The sequence below is a fragment of the Burkholderia sp. Ax-1720 genome, from assembly GCF_011753035.1.
GTDB lineage: Bacteria > Pseudomonadota > Gammaproteobacteria > Burkholderiales > Burkholderiaceae > Burkholderia > Burkholderia gladioli.
The window spans coordinates 1-17,764 of the sequence record NZ_VWWK01000144.1 but is presented as its reverse complement, the minus strand read 5'-3'; the positions used below and the strand labels follow the sequence as shown (position 1 = coordinate 17,764).

10 protein-coding genes and 3 pseudogenes are annotated in these 17,764 nt (G+C 64.3%); 7 read left to right on the top strand and 6 right to left on the bottom strand.

Annotated elements, in window-relative coordinates; all coding sequences use genetic code 11:
- Positions 1-120: 120 nt before the first annotated feature.
- The 3 genes and pseudogenes from dnaA to gyrB form a co-directional block, all read left to right on the top strand.
- Positions 121-942 (top strand): annotated as a pseudogene (gene dnaA, locus F3J18_RS28125) (chromosomal replication initiator protein DnaA); the annotation flags it as partial.
- 194 nt (positions 943-1,136) lie between these two features.
- Complete coding sequence (gene dnaN, locus F3J18_RS28120) at positions 1,137-2,243, top strand: DNA polymerase III subunit beta (RefSeq protein WP_013696089.1); 1,107 nt, start codon at positions 1,137-1,139, stop codon at positions 2,241-2,243.
- Between the two features lie 226 nt (positions 2,244-2,469).
- Positions 2,470-4,947, top strand: coding sequence for a DNA topoisomerase (ATP-hydrolyzing) subunit B (gyrB, locus tag F3J18_RS28115; protein WP_166915423.1), 2,478 nt, complete (start codon positions 2,470-2,472; stop codon positions 4,945-4,947).
- A gap of 104 nt (positions 4,948-5,051) precedes the next feature.
- On the opposite strand, the gene F3J18_RS28110 is transcribed toward gyrB, so the two are convergent.
- Complete coding sequence (locus tag F3J18_RS28110) at positions 5,052-6,302, bottom strand: IS256 family transposase (RefSeq protein WP_166915421.1); 1,251 nt, start codon at positions 6,300-6,302, stop codon at positions 5,052-5,054.
- 369 nt (positions 6,303-6,671) lie between these two features.
- On the opposite strand from F3J18_RS28110, the pseudogene F3J18_RS28105 reads away from it, so the two are divergent.
- A pseudogene (locus tag F3J18_RS28105) lies at positions 6,672-7,066 on the top strand (lysozyme).
- Between the two features lie 12 nt (positions 7,067-7,078).
- Here F3J18_RS28105 and F3J18_RS28100 read toward each other — a convergent pair.
- The 3 genes from F3J18_RS28100 to F3J18_RS28090 all read right to left on the bottom strand — a co-directional run bounded on the left by F3J18_RS28100 (position 7,079) and on the right by F3J18_RS28090 (position 11,349).
- Positions 7,079-7,975 carry a GIY-YIG nuclease family protein gene (locus F3J18_RS28100; protein ID WP_240154635.1) on the bottom strand — a complete coding sequence of 299 codons (897 nt, stop codon included), beginning with the start codon at positions 7,973-7,975 and terminating at the stop codon, positions 7,079-7,081.
- A 1-nt stretch (position 7,976) separates the two neighbouring features.
- Positions 7,977-10,520 (bottom strand): response regulator, encoded by a 2,544-nt coding sequence (locus F3J18_RS28095; protein ID WP_240154634.1) that lies wholly within the window; start codon positions 10,518-10,520, stop codon positions 7,977-7,979.
- A 172-nt stretch (positions 10,521-10,692) separates the two neighbouring features.
- Positions 10,693-11,349, bottom strand: coding sequence for a response regulator transcription factor (locus F3J18_RS28090; protein ID WP_036048742.1), 657 nt, complete (start codon positions 11,347-11,349; stop codon positions 10,693-10,695).
- 151 nt (positions 11,350-11,500) lie between these two features.
- On the opposite strand from F3J18_RS28090, the gene F3J18_RS28085 reads away from it, so the two are divergent.
- Together F3J18_RS28085 and F3J18_RS28080 are read left to right on the top strand one after the other, a co-directional pair.
- The gene (locus tag F3J18_RS28085) at positions 11,501-14,890 is read left to right on the top strand and encodes an ATP-binding protein (protein WP_166915419.1); all 3,390 of its coding nucleotides are present in this window, start codon (positions 11,501-11,503) and stop codon (positions 14,888-14,890) included.
- 150 nt (positions 14,891-15,040) lie between these two features.
- Positions 15,041-15,316 carry a hypothetical protein gene (locus tag F3J18_RS28080; RefSeq protein ID WP_025097280.1) on the top strand — a complete coding sequence of 92 codons (276 nt, stop codon included), beginning with the start codon at positions 15,041-15,043 and terminating at the stop codon, positions 15,314-15,316.
- A 52-nt stretch (positions 15,317-15,368) separates the two neighbouring features.
- Here F3J18_RS28080 and F3J18_RS28075 read toward each other — a convergent pair whose 3' ends face one another.
- Complete coding sequence (locus F3J18_RS28075; RefSeq protein ID WP_025097281.1) at positions 15,369-15,899, bottom strand: cytochrome b; 531 nt, start codon at positions 15,897-15,899, stop codon at positions 15,369-15,371.
- Complete coding sequence (locus F3J18_RS28070; RefSeq protein WP_025097282.1) at positions 15,896-16,984, bottom strand: catalase family peroxidase; 1,089 nt, start codon at positions 16,982-16,984, stop codon at positions 15,896-15,898. Before F3J18_RS28070 ends, F3J18_RS28075 begins: the two co-directional genes overlap by 4 nt.
- 192 nt (positions 16,985-17,176) lie before the next feature.
- On the opposite strand from F3J18_RS28070, the pseudogene F3J18_RS28065 reads away from it, so the two are divergent.
- Positions 17,177-17,656 (top strand): annotated as a pseudogene (locus F3J18_RS28065) (sigma-70 family RNA polymerase sigma factor); the annotation flags it as partial.
- Between the last annotated feature and the right edge of the window lie 108 nt (positions 17,657-17,764).

The following is a 17,764-nucleotide window of genomic DNA, read 5'->3' as shown; positions in this document are numbered from 1 at the left end:
CGTGAATGGCGCGGGCCAATACGTATCGGGCTCGGCGGGCGACTACGTGAACATGTCGAAGTTCGACTACGACTACCAGCCGGGCTTCGGCCTGGATGCCGGCGAGCAGCGCGAGCGGGCGGCGCGCGGATCCGCTACATCCACGCCGAGCAATACGTGTCGGACGTGGTGAAGGCCTACCAGCGCAAGGCCTTCGACGATTTCAAGCGTTACTACCACTCGCTGGACCTGCTGCTGATCGACGACATCCAGTTCTTCTCGGGCAAGTCGCGCACGCAGGAAGAGTTCTTCTACGCGTTCGAGGCGCTGGTCGCCAACAAGGCGCAGGTGATCATCACCAGCGATACCTACCCGAAGGAAATCTCGGGCATCGACGACCGCCTGATCTCGCGCTTCGATTCCGGCCTGACGGTGGCGATCGAGCCGCCCGAGCTGGAAATGCGCGTGGCGATCCTGATGCGCAAGGCGCAATCGGAAGGCGTGAACCTGTCCGAGGACGTGGCCTTCTTCGTGGCCAAGCACCTGCGCTCGAACGTGCGCGAGCTGGAAGGCGCGCTGCGCAAGATCCTCGCGTATTCGAAGTTCCATGGCCGCGAGATCACCATCGAGCTGACCAAGGAAGCGCTGAAGGACCTGCTGACGGTGCAGAACCGGCAGATCTCGGTCGAGAACATCCAGAAGACCGTCGCCGACTTCTACAACATCAAGGTCGCCGACATGTACTCGAAGAAGCGGCCCGCCAATATCGCGCGGCCGCGCCAGATCGCCATGTACCTGGCCAAGGAATTGACGCAGAAGAGCCTGCCCGAGATCGGCGAGCTGTTCGGCGGGCGCGACCACACCACCGTGCTGCACGCGGTGCGCAAGATCGCCGACGAACGCAGCAAGGATGCCCAGCTGAACCACGAGTTGCACGTGCTGGAACAGACGCTGAAGGGTTGAATGCCGCGCGCATCGCGAATCCCGGCGGGACTCGCGCGCGCGCGCGATGAATACGCCGATCCGGGTGAATTTAAAAGGGGCGGTTCTGTTTTGAGGCACAATACAGGTTTGTGACCGCCCGGGCGGCGGGTAGACAGCGGCCCGCCGGGCGGGCTTGCGTGGCTTGCAGGCCGTTAATTCAACGAAGGAACTCTATGCAACTGGTCAAGACCGAACGAGACACCCTCCTCAGGCCGCTGCAAACCGTAAGCGGTATCGTCGAACGCCGCCATACGCTGCCGATCCTCGCGAACCTGCTGATCACGAAGACGGGTTCCGACGTATCGTTCCTGTCGACCGACCTCGAGCTGCAGATCACCACGCGCGCCGATTTCGGCGTGGGCGGCGAACAGGTCGCGACCACGGTGGCTGCCCGCAAGCTGCTGGACATCCTGCGCGCGATGCCTGACGGGCAAGTGACGCTGTCGCTGGCCGACAAGCGCCTGACCGTGCAATCGGGCAAGAGCCGCTTCGCCCTGCAGACGCTGGCCGCCGACGAGTTCCCGACGGTCGCGCAATCGAAGGATTTCGGCGCGAGCCTGGCGGTGCCGCAGAAGGCCTTCCGCCAGTTGCTGGGCATGGTGTACTTCGCGATGGCGCAGCAGGACATCCGCTACTACCTGAACGGCATGCTGCTGGTGGTGGACGGCGACCAGCTGATGGCCGTGGCCACCGACGGCCACCGCCTGGCCTACTCCTCGATGAAGATCGAGGGCGGCGCCTTCCCGCGCCAGGAAGTGATCGTGCCGCGCAAGACGATTCTCGAGCTGCAACGCCTGCTCGAGGACATCGACGACACCGTCAAGATCGACATCGCGCAGACGCAGGCCAAGTTCACCTTCGGCCAGGTCGAGCTGGTGTCGAAGCTGGTGGAGGGCAAGTTCCCCGACTTCCAGCGCGTGATCCCGAAGGCGCACAAGAACACCTTCACGATCGGCCGCGAGGAACTGCAGCGTTCGCTGCAGCGCGCCGCGATCCTGACCTCCGACAAGTTCAAGGGCGTGCGCTGCATCATCGCGCCGGGCCAGTTGAAGATCATGTCGACCAATGCCGACCAGGAAGAGGCGCAGGAAGAACTCGAGATCGCCTACCAGGGCGACACGGTGGACATCGGCTTCAACGTCACCTACCTGCTCGACGTGCTCGCGAACCTCAAGGTGGACAACATCGAGGTGAGCCTGGGCGACGCCAGCTCGAGCGCGCTGATCACCGTTCCCGAGAACGACGAATTCAAGTACGTGGTGATGCCGATGCGCATCTGAGGCATTCGACACACCGGACACACCAAGGGGCGCCACGCCCCTTTGGCGTTTTTATGGCACAGACGGGCTCGCACCCGGCCAGCCGATTCGCGACTGTTTTTCCTCCCATTTCGTACCCCGAAGCGGCGAGCCAGCACCGTGAAACGACCATTCGACGAGCCCCGTTTGCCCGCAGGCAGGACCCGGCCGCAGCACTTCAGGCGGCCAGCAGAACCGGAAGACATCCATGACTGAACAGCACAACTCGCAACCCGACAACAGCAGCTATGGCGCCTCGTCGATCCAGATCCTCGAAGGTCTGGAAGCGGTCCGCAAGCGTCCCGGGATGTACATCGGCGACACATCGGATGGAACTGGTCTGCACCACCTCGTATTCGAAGTGCTGGACAACTCGATCGACGAGGCCCTGGCGGGTTACTGCAACGACATCCACGTCACGATCCACGCCGACAACTCCATCTCCATCACCGACAACGGCCGGGGCATCCCGACCGACGTGAAGATGGACGACAAGCACGAGCCCAAGCGCAGCGCCGCCGAAATCGTGATGACCGAGCTGCACGCCGGCGGCAAGTTCGACCAGAACAGCTACAAGGTGTCGGGCGGCCTGCACGGCGTGGGCGTGTCCTGCGTGAACGCGCTGTCGAGCTGGCTGCGCCTGGTGGTGAAGCGCAACGGCAAGAAGCACTTCATGGAGTTCCATCGCGGCGTGGCGCAGGACCGCGTGCTGGAGAAGCGCGACGGCGTGGAAGTGTCGCCGATGGCGATCACCGGCGACACCGAGAACCGCGGCACCGAAGTGCACTTCATGGCCGATCCGACCATCTTCGGCACGGTCGAGTATCACTACGACATCCTGGCCAAGCGGATTCGCGAACTGTCGTTCCTGAATAACGGCGTGCGGATCCGCCTGACCGACCAGCGCTCGGGCAAGGAAGACGATTTCGCCTTCGTGGGCGGCGTGAAGGGCTTCGTCGAGTACATCAACAAGACCAAGAGCGTGCTGCACCCGACGATCTTCCACATCATCGGCGAGAAGGATGGCGTGGGCGTGGAAGTAGCCATGCAGTGGAACGACAGCTACAACGAGAACGTGCTGTGTTTCACCAACAATATTCCGCAGCGGGACGGCGGCACCCACCTCACGGGCTTGCGCGCGGCGATGACGCGCGTGATCAACAAGTACATCGTCGACAACGAAATCGCCAAGAAGGCCAAGGTGGAAACCTCGGGCGACGATATGCGCGAAGGGCTTTCCTGCGTGTTGTCGGTGAAGGTGCCGGAACCGAAGTTCAGCTCGCAGACCAAGGACAAGCTGGTGTCTTCGGAAGTGCGGGCACCGGTCGAGGAAGTGGTGGCGAAGGCGCTGGAGGAGTTCCTGCTCGAGACGCCGAACGACGCCAAGATCATCTGCAGCAAGATCGTCGAGGCGGCTCGGGCGCGCGATGCGGCCCGCAAGGCGCGCGAGATGACGCGACGCAAGGGCGTGCTGGATGGGGTTGGCCTGCCGGGCAAGCTGGCGGACTGCCAGGAGAAGGATCCGGCCAAATGCGAGATCTACATCGTCGAGGGTGACTCGGCAGGCGGGTCGGCCAAGCAGGGCCGGGATCGGAAGTTCCAGGCGATCCTGCCGCTGCGCGGCAAGGTGCTGAACGTCGAGAAGGCGCGGTATGACAAGCTGCTGTCGTCGGAGCAGATCGTCACGCTGGTGACGGCGCTGGGTTGCGGGATCGGCAAGGAAGACTACAACCTAGAGAAGCTGCGCTATCACCGCATCATCATCATGACCGACGCGGACGTGGATGGCGCGCACATCCGGACGCTGCTGCTCACGTTCCTCTATCGCCAGATGCCGGAGATGATCGAGCGCGGCTATGTGTATATCGCGCAGCCGCCGCTGTTCAAGATCAAGGCCGGGAAGGACGAGCGGTATCTGAAGGACGAGAGCGAGCTGAACGCGCATATGCTGCGGCTGGCGCTGCAGGGCTCGGAGCTGCAGCCGGGTAGCGGCGCGGATGCGATCTCGGGTGAGGCGCTCGGGGCGCTGGCTCGGTCGTATTTGCTGTCGCGGGCGGTGGTGGGGCGCTTGGGGCGCTTGTATGACCCGGCGGCGCTCGAGGCGGTGATGGATGGCGTGGCGATTGATCTGGCCGGCGAGGACGCGGCGCTGAAGTCGGCAAGCGCGCTGCAGGCGGCGATGCTGGAAAGCGACGCGATGAAGAATGAAGTGCGCGTGATCCCGACTTATGACGAGATTCGCGAGCACTGGTCGCTGCGGATCGAGCGGCCGCATCACGGGAATGTGCGGGTTTCGGTGATCGATGAGGAGTTTTTGCTCACCGCCGATTACAAGCAGCTGGTTAGCACCGCTGACACGTTCAAGGATTTGATCGGGGAAGGGGCGCTTATCAAGCGTGGCGAGCGCTCGCAGGCGGTGAAGGATTTCAAGGGGGCGATGCAGTGGCTGATGGCCGATGCGGAACGCAATGTCTCCAAGCAGCGGTATAAGGGGCTGGGGGAGATGAACCCCGAGCAGCTTTGGGAGACGACCATGGATCCGAATGTGCGGCGCTTGTTGCGTGTGCAGATCGAGGATGCGATTGCTGCGGATGGGATCTTTACGACGCTGATGGGGGATGAGGTGGAGCCGCGTCGGGCTTTCATTGAGAGTAATGCGTTGCGGGCGGGGAATATTGATGTTTGAGGGGTGTTGTAGCCGTAGGGCGCCAGAGTAAGTGCGACTGGCGCCACAGTTTTGCGACTGGACGCGGGGCTGTCAGAATTTTCGTGTTCGAAGCGGGTTGAGCATCACACGGATGGCCGGGCAAAACGCTCTTCGTAGAGGATGGCAAACTGGTTCATTGCTGCCTTCCAATCATGCGCGGCGCGTCCCCAGTCAGCCGTAATGTTACGCAAGGCCAGCCAGATCAGCTTCGTGGCCGCTTCGTCACTGGGAAAGTGACCTCGCGTCTTGATGATCTTGCGCAACCGCCCGTTGATATTCTCAATCGAATTGGTCGTGTAGATGATCTTGCGAATCGCCGGGGGAAACGCGAAGAACGGGATCACGCGATCCCAGGCGCTGCGCCACGAGGCACTGACGGTTGGGAAACGCCGCCCCCATTCGCCATCGTCAAACGCATCAAATTCGGCCTGGGCCGCTTCCGCGCTCGCCGCCGTGTAGATCGGCCGGATGGCCGCGGCCAGCCCTCGACGGTCTTTCCAGCTCGCGTAATCCAGACTGTTGCGCATCAGATGCACGATGCAGGTCTGCAGCGTCGTGGCCGGAAATACGGCTGCCAGCGCCTCGGGCATCCCTTTCAGTCCATCGGTGACGGCGATCAGGATGTCGTTCACACCACGCGTTTTCAGATCATTGAAGACCTTCATCCAGAACTTCGCGCCTTCGGTACCTTCGATCCAGAGCCCTAGAATGTCGCGCGTTCCATCGGGCAACACGCCCAGCGCCAGATAGATGGCCTTGTTTTTTACGACGGCGTTTTCCCGGATCTTGACCCGCAAGGCATCGAAGAAGACGACCGGATACATCAATTCAAGCGGCCGGGCCTGCCAGGCCGTGACCTCGGCCATGACTTCATCGGTGACGGAGCTGATGAAGTCCGGCGACACCTCGGTGCCGTACTGCTCCAGCAGAAAAGCCTGGATTTCCCGCACGGTCATGCCGCGTGCGTACATCGCCACGATCTTGTCGTCGAAGCCGGTGAAGCGGCGTTCGTGCTTGGGAATGAGCAGCCGCTGGAAACTGCCGTCGCGATCGCGAGGCACCTCGATACGGATCGGGCCGTCTTCGGTCAGGACCGTCTTGGTGCTCTTGCCATTGCGTTGATTGCTCACCTCAGCTGGCTTGGCCGCGCCCGACGAGTAGCCTAGATGGTGATTCATTTCACCACCCAGCGCGCGCTCGATCAGCGCTTTCTTGAGTGCCAGTGTGGCAGCATTGATGGCATCGGCCGTCATCGGGCCATTGCCGAACTGCTCCAGCAGCTCAGCGGGAATCGCTGGCAACTCGGCCGGCGTGGCTTTCGGTTTGCGAGGCATATGTTCTCCTTGGGACAAGAATATGCCTCGAACACAAAATTACGGACAGGCCCCTGGACGCCGAAGTTGGTGCAACTAACCTACCTGTCGCGCGCCATGTTTTATGATAGACAGCCGCGGAGTCATAATCTGCCGGTCCGGGGTTTGAATCCCTGATTCGCCAGCACCATTCAAAAACCAACCGTTCTCGGTTGGTTTTTTTTCGCCCGCTCCCCCCAAGTGTCGGCGCGGTTTTCGGGCATGGCCTCGCGAGCGCCACTCCTGCGAACTCGGCGTTTCCACTCCCGCTGACGCCTCTCTGTTCTCCTTTTTCTCTGGTGGTCACCCTACGCCTTCAACACCTCGAATCACTCGGTCCCGTTCCACCGCGTGCCGAAGGCCGATCCCGGCCGTGCGCCCCCGTACATCTGCCCAGCAGGGTATTGGACGATTGGCTTCGGCCATCTCTGCGATGCCACACATCCGCCGATCAGCGAGGCTGAAGCCGAAGTCTATCTGGCCCATGACCTGCAGACGGCGCTCACCGCCGCACTGCGCTATTGCCCGGTATTGGCCACCGAGCCGGAGGAGCGGCTCGCGGCCATCGTAGACTTCACGTTCACCTTGGGGCGGGGCGACTGCAGACATCAACGCTACGGCGACGGATCAACCAGCGTGACTGGGTGATCGCGGCGCAGGAACTGCGCCGTTGGGTCTATGGCGGCGGCAAGGTACTGCCGAGGCTGGTCGCGCGACGTGAAGCCGAAACCACCGCACTGCAGTAACCGGCGAGCCGGTCAGGCCCAAACTTCATCCAGATTCTTTGCTGCGAGTAGTTTGTCCCGAAGCGCGTAGCGTGAAGACTGCATATTCACGTCGGTGACTTCTGGACGAGGAATCGGAACAATCGCAGTTGCTGCCTCCTTGAAGTTGATCTTGTACTTGCCCGTGTCGTTGTAGGGAACAATCGACTCGATCTCGGCAATGTGCGTGATCGCTCCGATGGGGGCCACCTGATACGCCGCGATGTACCTCAGCTTGGAGATGTGCTTTGCATTGATCCGGACGGCGTACCAGCAGTTCTTGTCGAGGAAGGTGTCCTTGAAGCCCTCATCCCGAGCAGGCACGACAATCGTGTCGAACTTGTCGCTGTCCGACCCAATCGGCTGCACCTGATCCGACACATCTTCAATCTTCGATGGCGTGAACGCATTGATGCCGAGCATCGGCAGGATCAACAACATATCCGCCAGAAAGGCTTGTGCCGTTGCCTTGGCGGCAGGGGCCATCGTGGGCTCGGTTGGATTGTTCTTGTTCAGCAGGATCGCACGATCATACTTCTTGGCCAGCGCGACAAGGGCAGACTCAAGGTACTGCACCTCAGTCTTGCCGATCTTGTGGTTCCGATCAAAGAAGTAGACGCCCCACACCCATCCCTCTTTGTTGGCAACGTGGTTCTTGAGCCGCTCACCTACCGGGTCGGCCTCTCCGATATAAATCGTTTCCTCTGCGGCATTGCCCGCAAGAATGTAGATGCCCGCCTGAGAAATGCCAGGTTCCTGCTTCAGGACACCGGCCAACTCCTTCGTGAACACGACGCCGTAACCCGACCAATTGGACTTGTCAACATGACGTATCCCCTCTGGATCACCAGTGGTCGCGAAGAGCGTGATTGAAAAGGGTTGCATAGCCATCTCACTTCACCTCGAAGCGCAGGAAGTCCGAAAGCCGCTTCGATTCCGTGATCTCATCGTGCGGGACTAGCAGGTACTTCCAGGGCTTTGTGCCGACCCCCGCTGCGTGGTCTGAGGCGTGCTTGCACCAGCGAGCTGCCGCAGCGGCTTTCGCTTGCACCTCTTGGGTATTGATGTCGGTTCGCGCCTTGGTCTCCACCATAAAAATCGTCGAGTCCGTTTCGGCAACGAAGTCGGGGATGTACTCCGGCTGTTCGGTGCCCAGCTTGTAGTAGATCTGGAACTGCCCCTTGGCAGGCTTGAACCACTTCGAAGCATCACGCTCCAGAATGATTGCAAAGCGGCGCTCGGTATCCGAGTCGAATTTCTGGAGGGGGTACAGGCACCGAGCAAACCCGCCGAACAGCATCTGCTTGATGCGGCTTGTCTCGGTGACTGTTTCCCGGAAGTGCTGCGCCGTCTGACCTGCCGTGGCCGTGTAGTTGCACGGCTTCAGCTCAGTGAAGCCACGGCTGACCTGCACTTCATACTCGGTCGCTTCTTCCCAGAAATGCGCCATCATCTGGGCGTGAATCTCGCGCGCGATCAGGCGGCGATCTCGGTCCAGCACACTGCGGGCCTCATCTTCGGAGAGATACCCCTGCAAGTGCTGCACCATCTGGCTCGCAAGGTCGTATAGCAGGTCTGCGTGGGTGAAGTAGTCGATGTCATCGAAGTCCACCAGCGCGTGAACCACATAGTCCTCCGGCCGCTGCTCTTTCAGGCCGATCTCGGCGGCCAGCGTGTCCTGTTCATTGGTGCGCAGGTTGTGGATGACGATCTCGCGCTCGCCGGGCTGAAGGTGAAGCTGGCTCACGTCGAGCTTGAACGGATGAAAGCCCGTCGTGACCTCCCCGGTCGGCACCACTGCGATACGGGGAATGTCGATGGTCTGCTGAACCACGATCTCCGTGGTCTTCGCCACCACTGCCGATAGATCGAGTGCAGGCCCTCCCTCATCAACGCCTGCCAGCAAGTTGCCTTGCATCGGCTTCAGGCGCTCGGCCACCTCGGCCAGGATTTCCTTCTGTACCTCGGGCTTCAGCAATGCACTACTGGTTGGAACAAGGTCGCGCTTGGCCTCGAGCTTGCCGATGACATCCATGACGACGCGCGCGGCCTGCTTCTCAACGTCCGTGGTGAAGACCGGTGCCGGTGCTGGGGCCGCTGGCGCTGTACCAGCGGTAGCACCATTGCCAGCCGGAGCCACCGTCACCACGGGCGTATCCGTCAGACCAAGGCGAGTCATTGCCCCCGATCCCACCTGCACACTGACCTTCTTGTCGTCTGCGCTCGGCGCATCCAGGATGACTTGCTTTAGGCGAATCGGAGAATCGCCTCGGTTCGCCTCGTCGATGATCTCCTGGAATTTGTCGTGCGCGACGATGTTCAAGCGATCCACAGACGCGACGCCGGTGCGCTTGCCGTAGGGCAGACGCAGGCCGCGACCGATGGACTGCTCGATCAGCGTGCGCGCATTAGCGGCGCGCAGCGGAACGATGGTGTAGAGGTTGGTCACGTCCCAGCCTTCTTTGAGCATGTTGACGTGAATCACGATCTCGGTCGGCTCATCCACGCTTTCCACCGCGAGCAGGCGGGTGATCATTTCTTCCTCTTCCGCGCCGGTGCGGCTAGAGTCGACCTGAATCACCTTTCCCTGGTAGCGCCCCTCGTAGAAGGCTTCTGACTCCAGAAGTGCCAAAAGTTGCCCCGCGTGCGTGGTATCACGCGCAATCACGAGCATGAAGGGCTTCACCACCTTGACGCCGTTTTCCCGAGCGTAGGTCAACAACTCGACCTTGGTGGTTTCGTGCAGGCGCACGCCGTCTTCCAGCTTGGTCTTCTCGATTTCCTCTGGCGTGTGCGCCTTGGCGTCGAAGTTGCGCTGGGTGACGACAGCCGGTTCTTTGACGAAGCCATCATGCGCCAGATGGAGATAGGCGATAAACGCTCCCATCAAGCGCGTCTTGCCCACGCCCGTAGCGAGAGCGAAGCACAGCGAAGGGAATTCCCGCTCGAACTCTTCTAGCGTAGAGAACTCGGCTTTCAACGTAGCAAGAATGGCCGTCCCCCGGAGCCTGGGATTCGCCCGACTCACACTAGGCGACAGATACTCACTCCCCGCATGCACCGCATAGATCGCCGAGATCAGATGCCCCACATCATCCGCCTTGTTGACGATCGCCTTCACGCCCAGCCGAGTCAGCTCCCCCGTCAACGCAATCCCATCCACCGCCGTAAACACAATCACCGGCAGATCCGGAAAATGCGAGCGGATATAAGTCAGCATCGTGAGCCCATCGTTATACCTCCCATCCGGCATCACGAAATCCGTGATCAACAGATCACAAGCCTCCCGCCCCAGCCGCTCGACGATCTGCGTGGAATTCCCCGCCGTCCCGACGATCCTCAGCGAACGCAAATCGCGCAGCGCCGATTCCACACCGGTCACCACGAGCGGATGATCATCCGCGATCAGTACATTGAAGGTGGTATTGGCAAACATGACGAGGTCCCTCCGCGCAGGCGTGTCGATAGGCAATCGACTGTAGCGGCGGCCCATCGGCGCAGGCATCTGACTCGTCAAATTTTCTCCTGAGAAACATGAGAAAAGTCCTATTTTGGCGAGCAATAACGGGGAAACATCGAATCCATCTGTCTGACGCGCAACGAACTCGTCAGCCTGCGTCCTTCGGTCCCGCAGCCACCAGGCCTGTCTCGTAGGCGTACTGGAACAGGTCCGCGTCGCGCTCGATACCGAGCTTGCGCATCGCGCTGCCCTTCTGCGCGCTCACCGTCTGTTTCGCGCGATTGAGCTGCGCCGCAATCTCGCTGATCGACAGGCCCGACACGTAAAGCCGAATCACCTCGGCCTCCTTCGTCGTCATCGCCTCCACCGCCCTCGCCGAGGACGCCTGCACCGCCAGCTTCTCGCGCACGCTCGGCGACTGGTAATTCGCGCCGGCATACACCGCATGCGTGGCGGCGATCAGATGGTCCACCTCGTCGATCTTGCTGAGCAGCCCCTGCACGCCCGTCTTGGCGATTTCCTTGAGCAGCGCCGGATTATCGATGGTGGTCAGCACCACCACCTTCATCGCCGGCCAGCCGCGGCGCAGTTGCCGCAGCAGCGGCAAGCCGTCGACCGCCGCGCCGCCCGGCATCGCGTAGTCGGTGATCAGCACATCGCAGTGGCTGCGCTCCAGCAGCGCAAGCAGTTCATCAGCGCCCAGCGCCGAACCCACGATCTCGACGGTCGGCACGCGCGCCAGCTCATGCCGCACGCCGGACAGCACGGTCGGGTGATCGTCCGACAGGATCACGCGGATCTTCATCTTGGATGACGGCCTTCAAGCCGGCGGCTCGTAATTTGTTTGGAGTGCGATAGTGTAACCGGCCCACCATGGCGCCAAGCTGGTGTACCGTCGCGACTGTCGGCACCGCACCCGGCCCCGAATCCCTATCGCAACGCACCACGAACCCGCCATGCCCATCCTCCGCAAGACCCTCGACGATCTGCGCCGCTACCACCGCCTGCTGGTGGTCGGCGGGCGCTGCGCCGCGGCCGTGGTGATGGTATTCGCGCTGGTCTCGGAGCTCGTCTACCTGGTCGACGCGCACCTGGCGGACCAGCGCCAGGCCTTCACCGGCGCCTATCGCCTGGTGCTCGGCCGCTTCGGCGCGGTCGAGCAGGCCTTCCTGGGCGGCCTGGCGCGCGCCGAGATGGCCGCCAACGACGCCCCCGCGGTGCCGCCCGAGCAGGTCGCCCGGTTCCGCGCCAACGGCAACCTGCTGCGCTGGCGGCCCTTCTCGTCCGAGCCCACCGAGATGCTGATCGCCGGCGCACCGCAAGTCACGCTCAGCGACGCCACCCTGCAGCGCGCCTTCTCGTTCTCGACGCAGATCGGCCGTGCCAGCGCCGCCACCGCCAGGGTGCTGGCGCGTCCGCCCACGCAGATCATCTTCAACGTGAGCCGCACCGTGGTGGCGATCGTGCCGGCCACCAGCGTCGAGCATCCCGAGGCGCTCGCCACCGACGCCGGCCGGGCGACCTTCGTGCGCGAACTCACCGAGGGCGCCGGCAGCCTCGCCTTCGACGCGCCCAGCCACCTGCTGGCGCTCGCGCCCAAGGCCTGGTGGGTGCCGCGCCTCTATCCGCTGCCGAACGGCCGCAAGGTGCTGCAACTGGCCTCGCCGGTGCTGTCCCATGGGCAGGTCAAGGCCGTGCTGGTCAACGAGGTGGATCCGGCCGACCTGCTCTGGCCGATCGCCGACGGCGCCCACGACGGCAGCTTCGCGCTCGTCGGCAGCGACGGCCGCATCGTCGCGCTGTCGGCGGGCGAGCACGCCGAAGCGCAGGCGGCCGACGCGATCTCCCGATGGAGCCGCCTCCGGCACACCAGCGGCGAACGTCTCGCCGAATACCGCGGCGACGGCAACTTCGTGCTCGGCACGCCGCTCGGCGACACCGGCTTCTCGCTCGTCTACACCTATTCGTGGCGCGACGTCGCCAGGGCGATCGCGGGCAAGGCGCTGGCGGCCACGGCAATCGCCCTGGCGGGCTTCGTGTTCGTCTGGCTGCTGCTGTCCCAGCTCAACCGCCGCGTGTTCCAGCCGATGTACGCGCGCTCGGAACAGGTGTTCGACAGCGAGCGCCTGAGCCGCACCATGATCGAGACGGTGCCGGTCGGCATCGGCCTGGTCTCCACGGGCAACGGCGAGCTGCTCTATGGCGGCTCCTCGCTGGTCGCGCTGGCCGAACTGGTGGAAGGCGGCATGCCGCGCCTGATCGACGAGCTGAAGCGGCTTCATGCGCGCTTCGCCTCCGCACGGCACGATTCGCATGACGAAGTATTCCAGGAAGACGTCTTGCTGCGCACGCGCGACGGCAAGGACCTCGCCCTGCAGGCGCGCTTCGCGCTGGGCCGCTACCTGGGCAAGGACGTACTGGTCACGGCCTTCGTCGACATGACGGCCAGCCAGGCGCTGCAACACCAGCTTCGTCACGCCAAGCTCGCCGCCGACCAGGCGAACGCCGCGAAGTCCGCCTTCCTGGCCGCGATGAGCCACGAGATCCGCACGCCGCTCAATGCCATCCTCGGCAACCTCGAGCTGCTCGGCCATTCCGCGCTGAATCCCTTGCAGCGCGACCGGCTCGACACCATCCGCGCCTCCTCGAACGGCCTGCTCGCGATCATCCAGGACGTGCTCGACTTCTCCAAGATCGAGGCCGGCGAGATGCGGCTCGAGCACATGCATTTCCGCCTCGTCGACACCATCACGCGCTCGCTCGCGATGTTCGCGCCGGCCGCGCATCTCAAGCGCATCGCCCTGGTCGGCCAGTTCCGCGCCGCGATCGACCAACCCATGCGCGGCGATCCTGGCCGGCTCGCGCAGGTGGTCAACAACCTGCTGTCGAACGCGATCAAGTTCACCGAGCAGGGCAAGGTCACGCTCGCGCTGGATGTCGAGCGGCTGCCGTGCGCGCGAGGCGGCATGCTGGTGATCGAGGTGGCCGATACCGGCATCGGCATCGAGGCGGCACATCTCTCGACGCTGTTCAATGCCTTCATGCAGGCCGATTCCTCGATCTCGCGACGCTTCGGCGGCACCGGCCTGGGCCTCGCGCTCTGCCAGCGGCTGGTCACGCAGATGGGCGGCACGATCGACGTGCAAAGCGAACCGGGGCAGGGCAGCCGCTTCACCGTGCGCGTGCCGCTCGATCGCGAGGATCCGGCCGGCATGCCGCTGGTTCAGGACGCCGCCACGCTGGAAGGCGCGCCCGTGATCCTGCTCGCGGCCGAGGACGACCGGCACGAGGGCACCGCGAGCCTGATCGCCTCCTGGGGCGCCACGCTCCAGACAGCTCGCCATCCCGACCGGATCGACGACGCGAGCGGCCGTGTGCTGGTGATCTGCGGCGAGCGCGACAACTGGTCGGCGGCCAGCGAGAACCGCCTGGTCGAGGATTGCGAGGCGGTGATCAACTGCAGCGCGGACGGCCCCTTGCAGCCGATGCGGATCGGCCGCGTGCTGACGGTGTCCTGCCATTCGCCGCTCGGCCTGCGCGCGGCGCTCGAACATGTCGTGAAGGGCACGCCGCTGATCACGCCGGATCTCATGCCGGCAACCGGCACCGCGCCCGCGGCGACGGCCGCGGCGGCAAGCACGCCCGCCCGGCAACTCGGCCTGCAGGTGCTGGTCGCCGAGGACAACGAGGTCAACCAGAAGCTGTTCGCCGAGCAGCTCGCCTTGCTGGGCTGCCAGGCGCGCCTCGTGGCCGACGGCATCGAGGCGCTGGCGGCCCTGTCGGACATGCGCTTCGACGTGATACTGACCGACCTGAACATGCCGCGCATGGATGGTTACGTGCTGGCCAGCATCGTGCGCGAGCGCTGGCCGGGCACGCCGATCGTGGCGGTGACGGCCGACGCGACGCTCGACGAGCGCCGCCGCTGCGCCGCGCTGGGTATTCGCGAGGTGGCCACCAAGCCGCTGTCGCTGAGCGGGCTGGCGCGCATCCTGGGCGAAATCAGCGGGCAGGGCGCATCGAGTCCGAAGGATGGCCCGCACGACGATGCGCCGCTCGGTGCGCAGCCGATGTCGCCCGAGCTCGTCGAGGCGTTCAGCCGTGCCTGCGCGAGGTCGATCGAGGTACTGCGCGATGCCGCCTCGCGCAACGACGCGCCGGCCTTGCTCGCCGAGCTGCATTCGCTCAAGGGCGCGCTGGGCGTGTTTCGCCGGCGCGAGCTGGCCAGGCAATGCGCCGACCTGGAACATCGGATCCAGGACAAAGGTGTGGAAGGCGCGCATCAGGCGCTCACCGAACTGGTCGACGCCTTGCTCGCATTGCCAAATACCGGCGAGCAATCGTGAATGAATCGCGTGGTTTTTTCTCTCCAGGAATCAACCGCGCATCCACGAACCAATCCGGCACAAATCTGGCCGATTCGAACGGAACGCGGCGCGGAACATCCCTGTCAGACCGACTAGCCATTCCGCCCATGTCCAATCGCAGGCTCGCCCATGAAGCGCTTGCTGACCTCTCTCGCGCAGGTTCTCGCGACGCTCGCGCTGTCGCTCGCGGCCAGCCGCTGGCTCTACAACTCGCCGCGGCTCGCGCCCGTGTACGACGACGCCTCGGTGCGTCGCTTCTTCGACTGGCTGTTTCGCCTGACCGGCGCCACCAATTGCGAATCGCAGGACAACGTATTGATCCTGTTCCTGCTCACGATTTCACTGATCGTTTCAGCGATGATCGTCACCGTGATTTCTCGGCTGGTCGCGACGCCGACCAAATAATTACGCCCGCAAAAGCGGGCGTAATTTCACATGCACCACCAAGCGCTTGAACTCAACGCCCGCGCGCCATGCTCCCTAGCACGCCGTCACGGCGAATCAAGCCATGGAACAGCGCAGCCGCCAGGTGCAGCACCACCGTCGCGAACAGCACGAAGGCCAGCAGCTCATGCGCGTTGCGCAGCCAGGCGAAGGCGATCGGATCGGCGCCCATCAGCGCCGGCAATTGCACGCCGCCGCCGAGCATCACGGGATACCCGCCCGCCGACAGCATCGCCCAGCCGATCAGCGGCATCGCGATCATCAGCGCGTAGAGCAGCCAATGCGACAGATGCGCGGCCGCGCGCTGCCAACCCGGCAGGTCCTCCGGCAACGCCGGCGGGCGCTTGCTGAAGCGCACCACCAGCCGCACGATCACCAGCACCAGGATGGCGATGCCGAGCGGCTTGTGGATCGCGATCAGCACCGCATGGCGCGCCGAAACCGAGCTGACCATTCCCACCCCGATGAACAGCATGGCGAGGATCATCGCGGCCATCAGCCAATGCAGCAGTCTCGCAAGCGGATTGAATCCGGTCTTCATCATCGGGCCTCCGGGGCAGGTTGATTGGGCGCGCCGCCCCGGGCATAACCGGGCACCTCGGCTTCCTCGCTGGTGCGCCGGCGATAGGAATCGGCATAGGCGGCCGAGCGCGCCGCCAGCAGCGGATCGGCGGAGGCCTCGATGCCGGTCGGCAGCACCGTCGGATCATAGTTGATGTCGCGGCACGGCCCGCTGTCCTGCTGCTCGGCGCGGTCCAGCACCAGGGTGCCGATGTCGATCGTCTTGCGATCGGCCGGCCATTGCCGGGTGGCGTCGTCGACGGGATCGTCGGGGTTGGCGAAGGTCACCAGCCAGTGCCAGCGCTGCGGGCCCTTGCCGAGCCGTTCCTCGAGATCCGGGTCCAGCACGTTCGGGCCGCTCGCCACGCCGCCGTCGGTCTGCTCGGGCACCACGCGCCAGCGCACCGCGTGCTTCATGCCCTGCGGATCGACGAAGTAGAAGGCGTTGATGCTGTAGTAGCTCTCGGTGGCGAAGCTGGCGCTCGGCTTGGCCGTCTTCACCCAGGCACGGAACGCGGCCGTCTCCGGATGCGTCGCGAAGAAGGCCGCGACCTTCTTCGGATCGGGCTTGCCGGTGGCGGGATCGGGGCGGGTAGCCACGGTCTGCGCGTAGAAGGCCGCGGGCGTGGCCACCGGGAACACCGGCATCGCGTTCATGCCGGTGCGCCATTGCGCGCCGTCGGGCGCGGTGAGGCGCAGCGCGAGGCTGCGGATCGGCACGCTGGTATCGGGCGCGTAGGGGTTGCCGCCCGGCACCGCGAAGCGGCCGACCACCGGCGTGCGCGTCGCCGCGCCGAAGAAGGGCGCGCTGGACCAGGCCGCGCCGTCGCCGTTGCTCTCGAAGTAGCCGGTCACGCAGATGCCTTTCGCGTGATTGCGGCGGAAGCCCGCGTGCAGGCCGCCGTTGGCCTGCAAGGCGTCGACGATGCGCGCCGGCGTGAGGCGGTGCGGCGCGAGCCAGCCGCCGGTGTAGCCGAACGCGGCGACGGCCACCACCACGGTGCCGCCGATCAGCGCCCAGCGCCAGGCGCCGCCGCCGCGCGGGGAATTGGGGGGAGGATGCGTCATGGACTGCTCCTGACCTTGAATCGTTTGGGGGACGCGTATGAGACGAACGACGCGCGATTTTATTCCACGGCCCGCATGGATTTCCTCGTACCAGATCCCGATGACGCCAACCACCGTCCCCCCCGAAATGGAATAAAGTCGAGCGGCCGGCGTCTCACGTCGGTATCCATGCGCGCCACCCGGCGGCCCACCATGCCTTCTGCCGATCTCGACGACTCCCTGCGCGAACTGCTGCCGCGACTGCGGCGCTTCGCGCTGTGGCTGACCCGCGACGTCCACGCGGCCGACGACCTGGTGCAGACCACGCTGGAGCGCGCGCTGATCCACTGGGCGGACCGCCGCGACGAACACGCGCTGCGCAGCTGGCTGTTCACGATCCTGTACCGCCAGTTCCTCGACTCGCGCCGCAGCGCCAAGCGCTATGCCTGGCTGCTGGGGCGCCTGGGCGAGGACGACGAGCCGCAATGGCCCTCGGCCGAGGACCAGGTGGAGGCGCGCTCGATGCTCGACGCCTTCGCCAAGCTGACGGCCGAGCAGCGCAGCCTGCTGCTGCTGGTGGCCGTGGAGGGCTTCAGCTACCGCGAGGTGGCCGAGCTGCTCGACGTGCCGATCGGCACCGTGATGTCGCGCCTGTCGCGCGCCCGCGCCGCCCTGCGCGCGCTCGGCGACGGCACCGCCGGCACGGTGCGCCTGGCCTGCCTGCCGACCTTCGCCGCCAGCGCCTTGCCCGAGCTGATCCGCGACTTCCGCCGGCAGGTGCCGCAGGCGCGCTTCGAGATT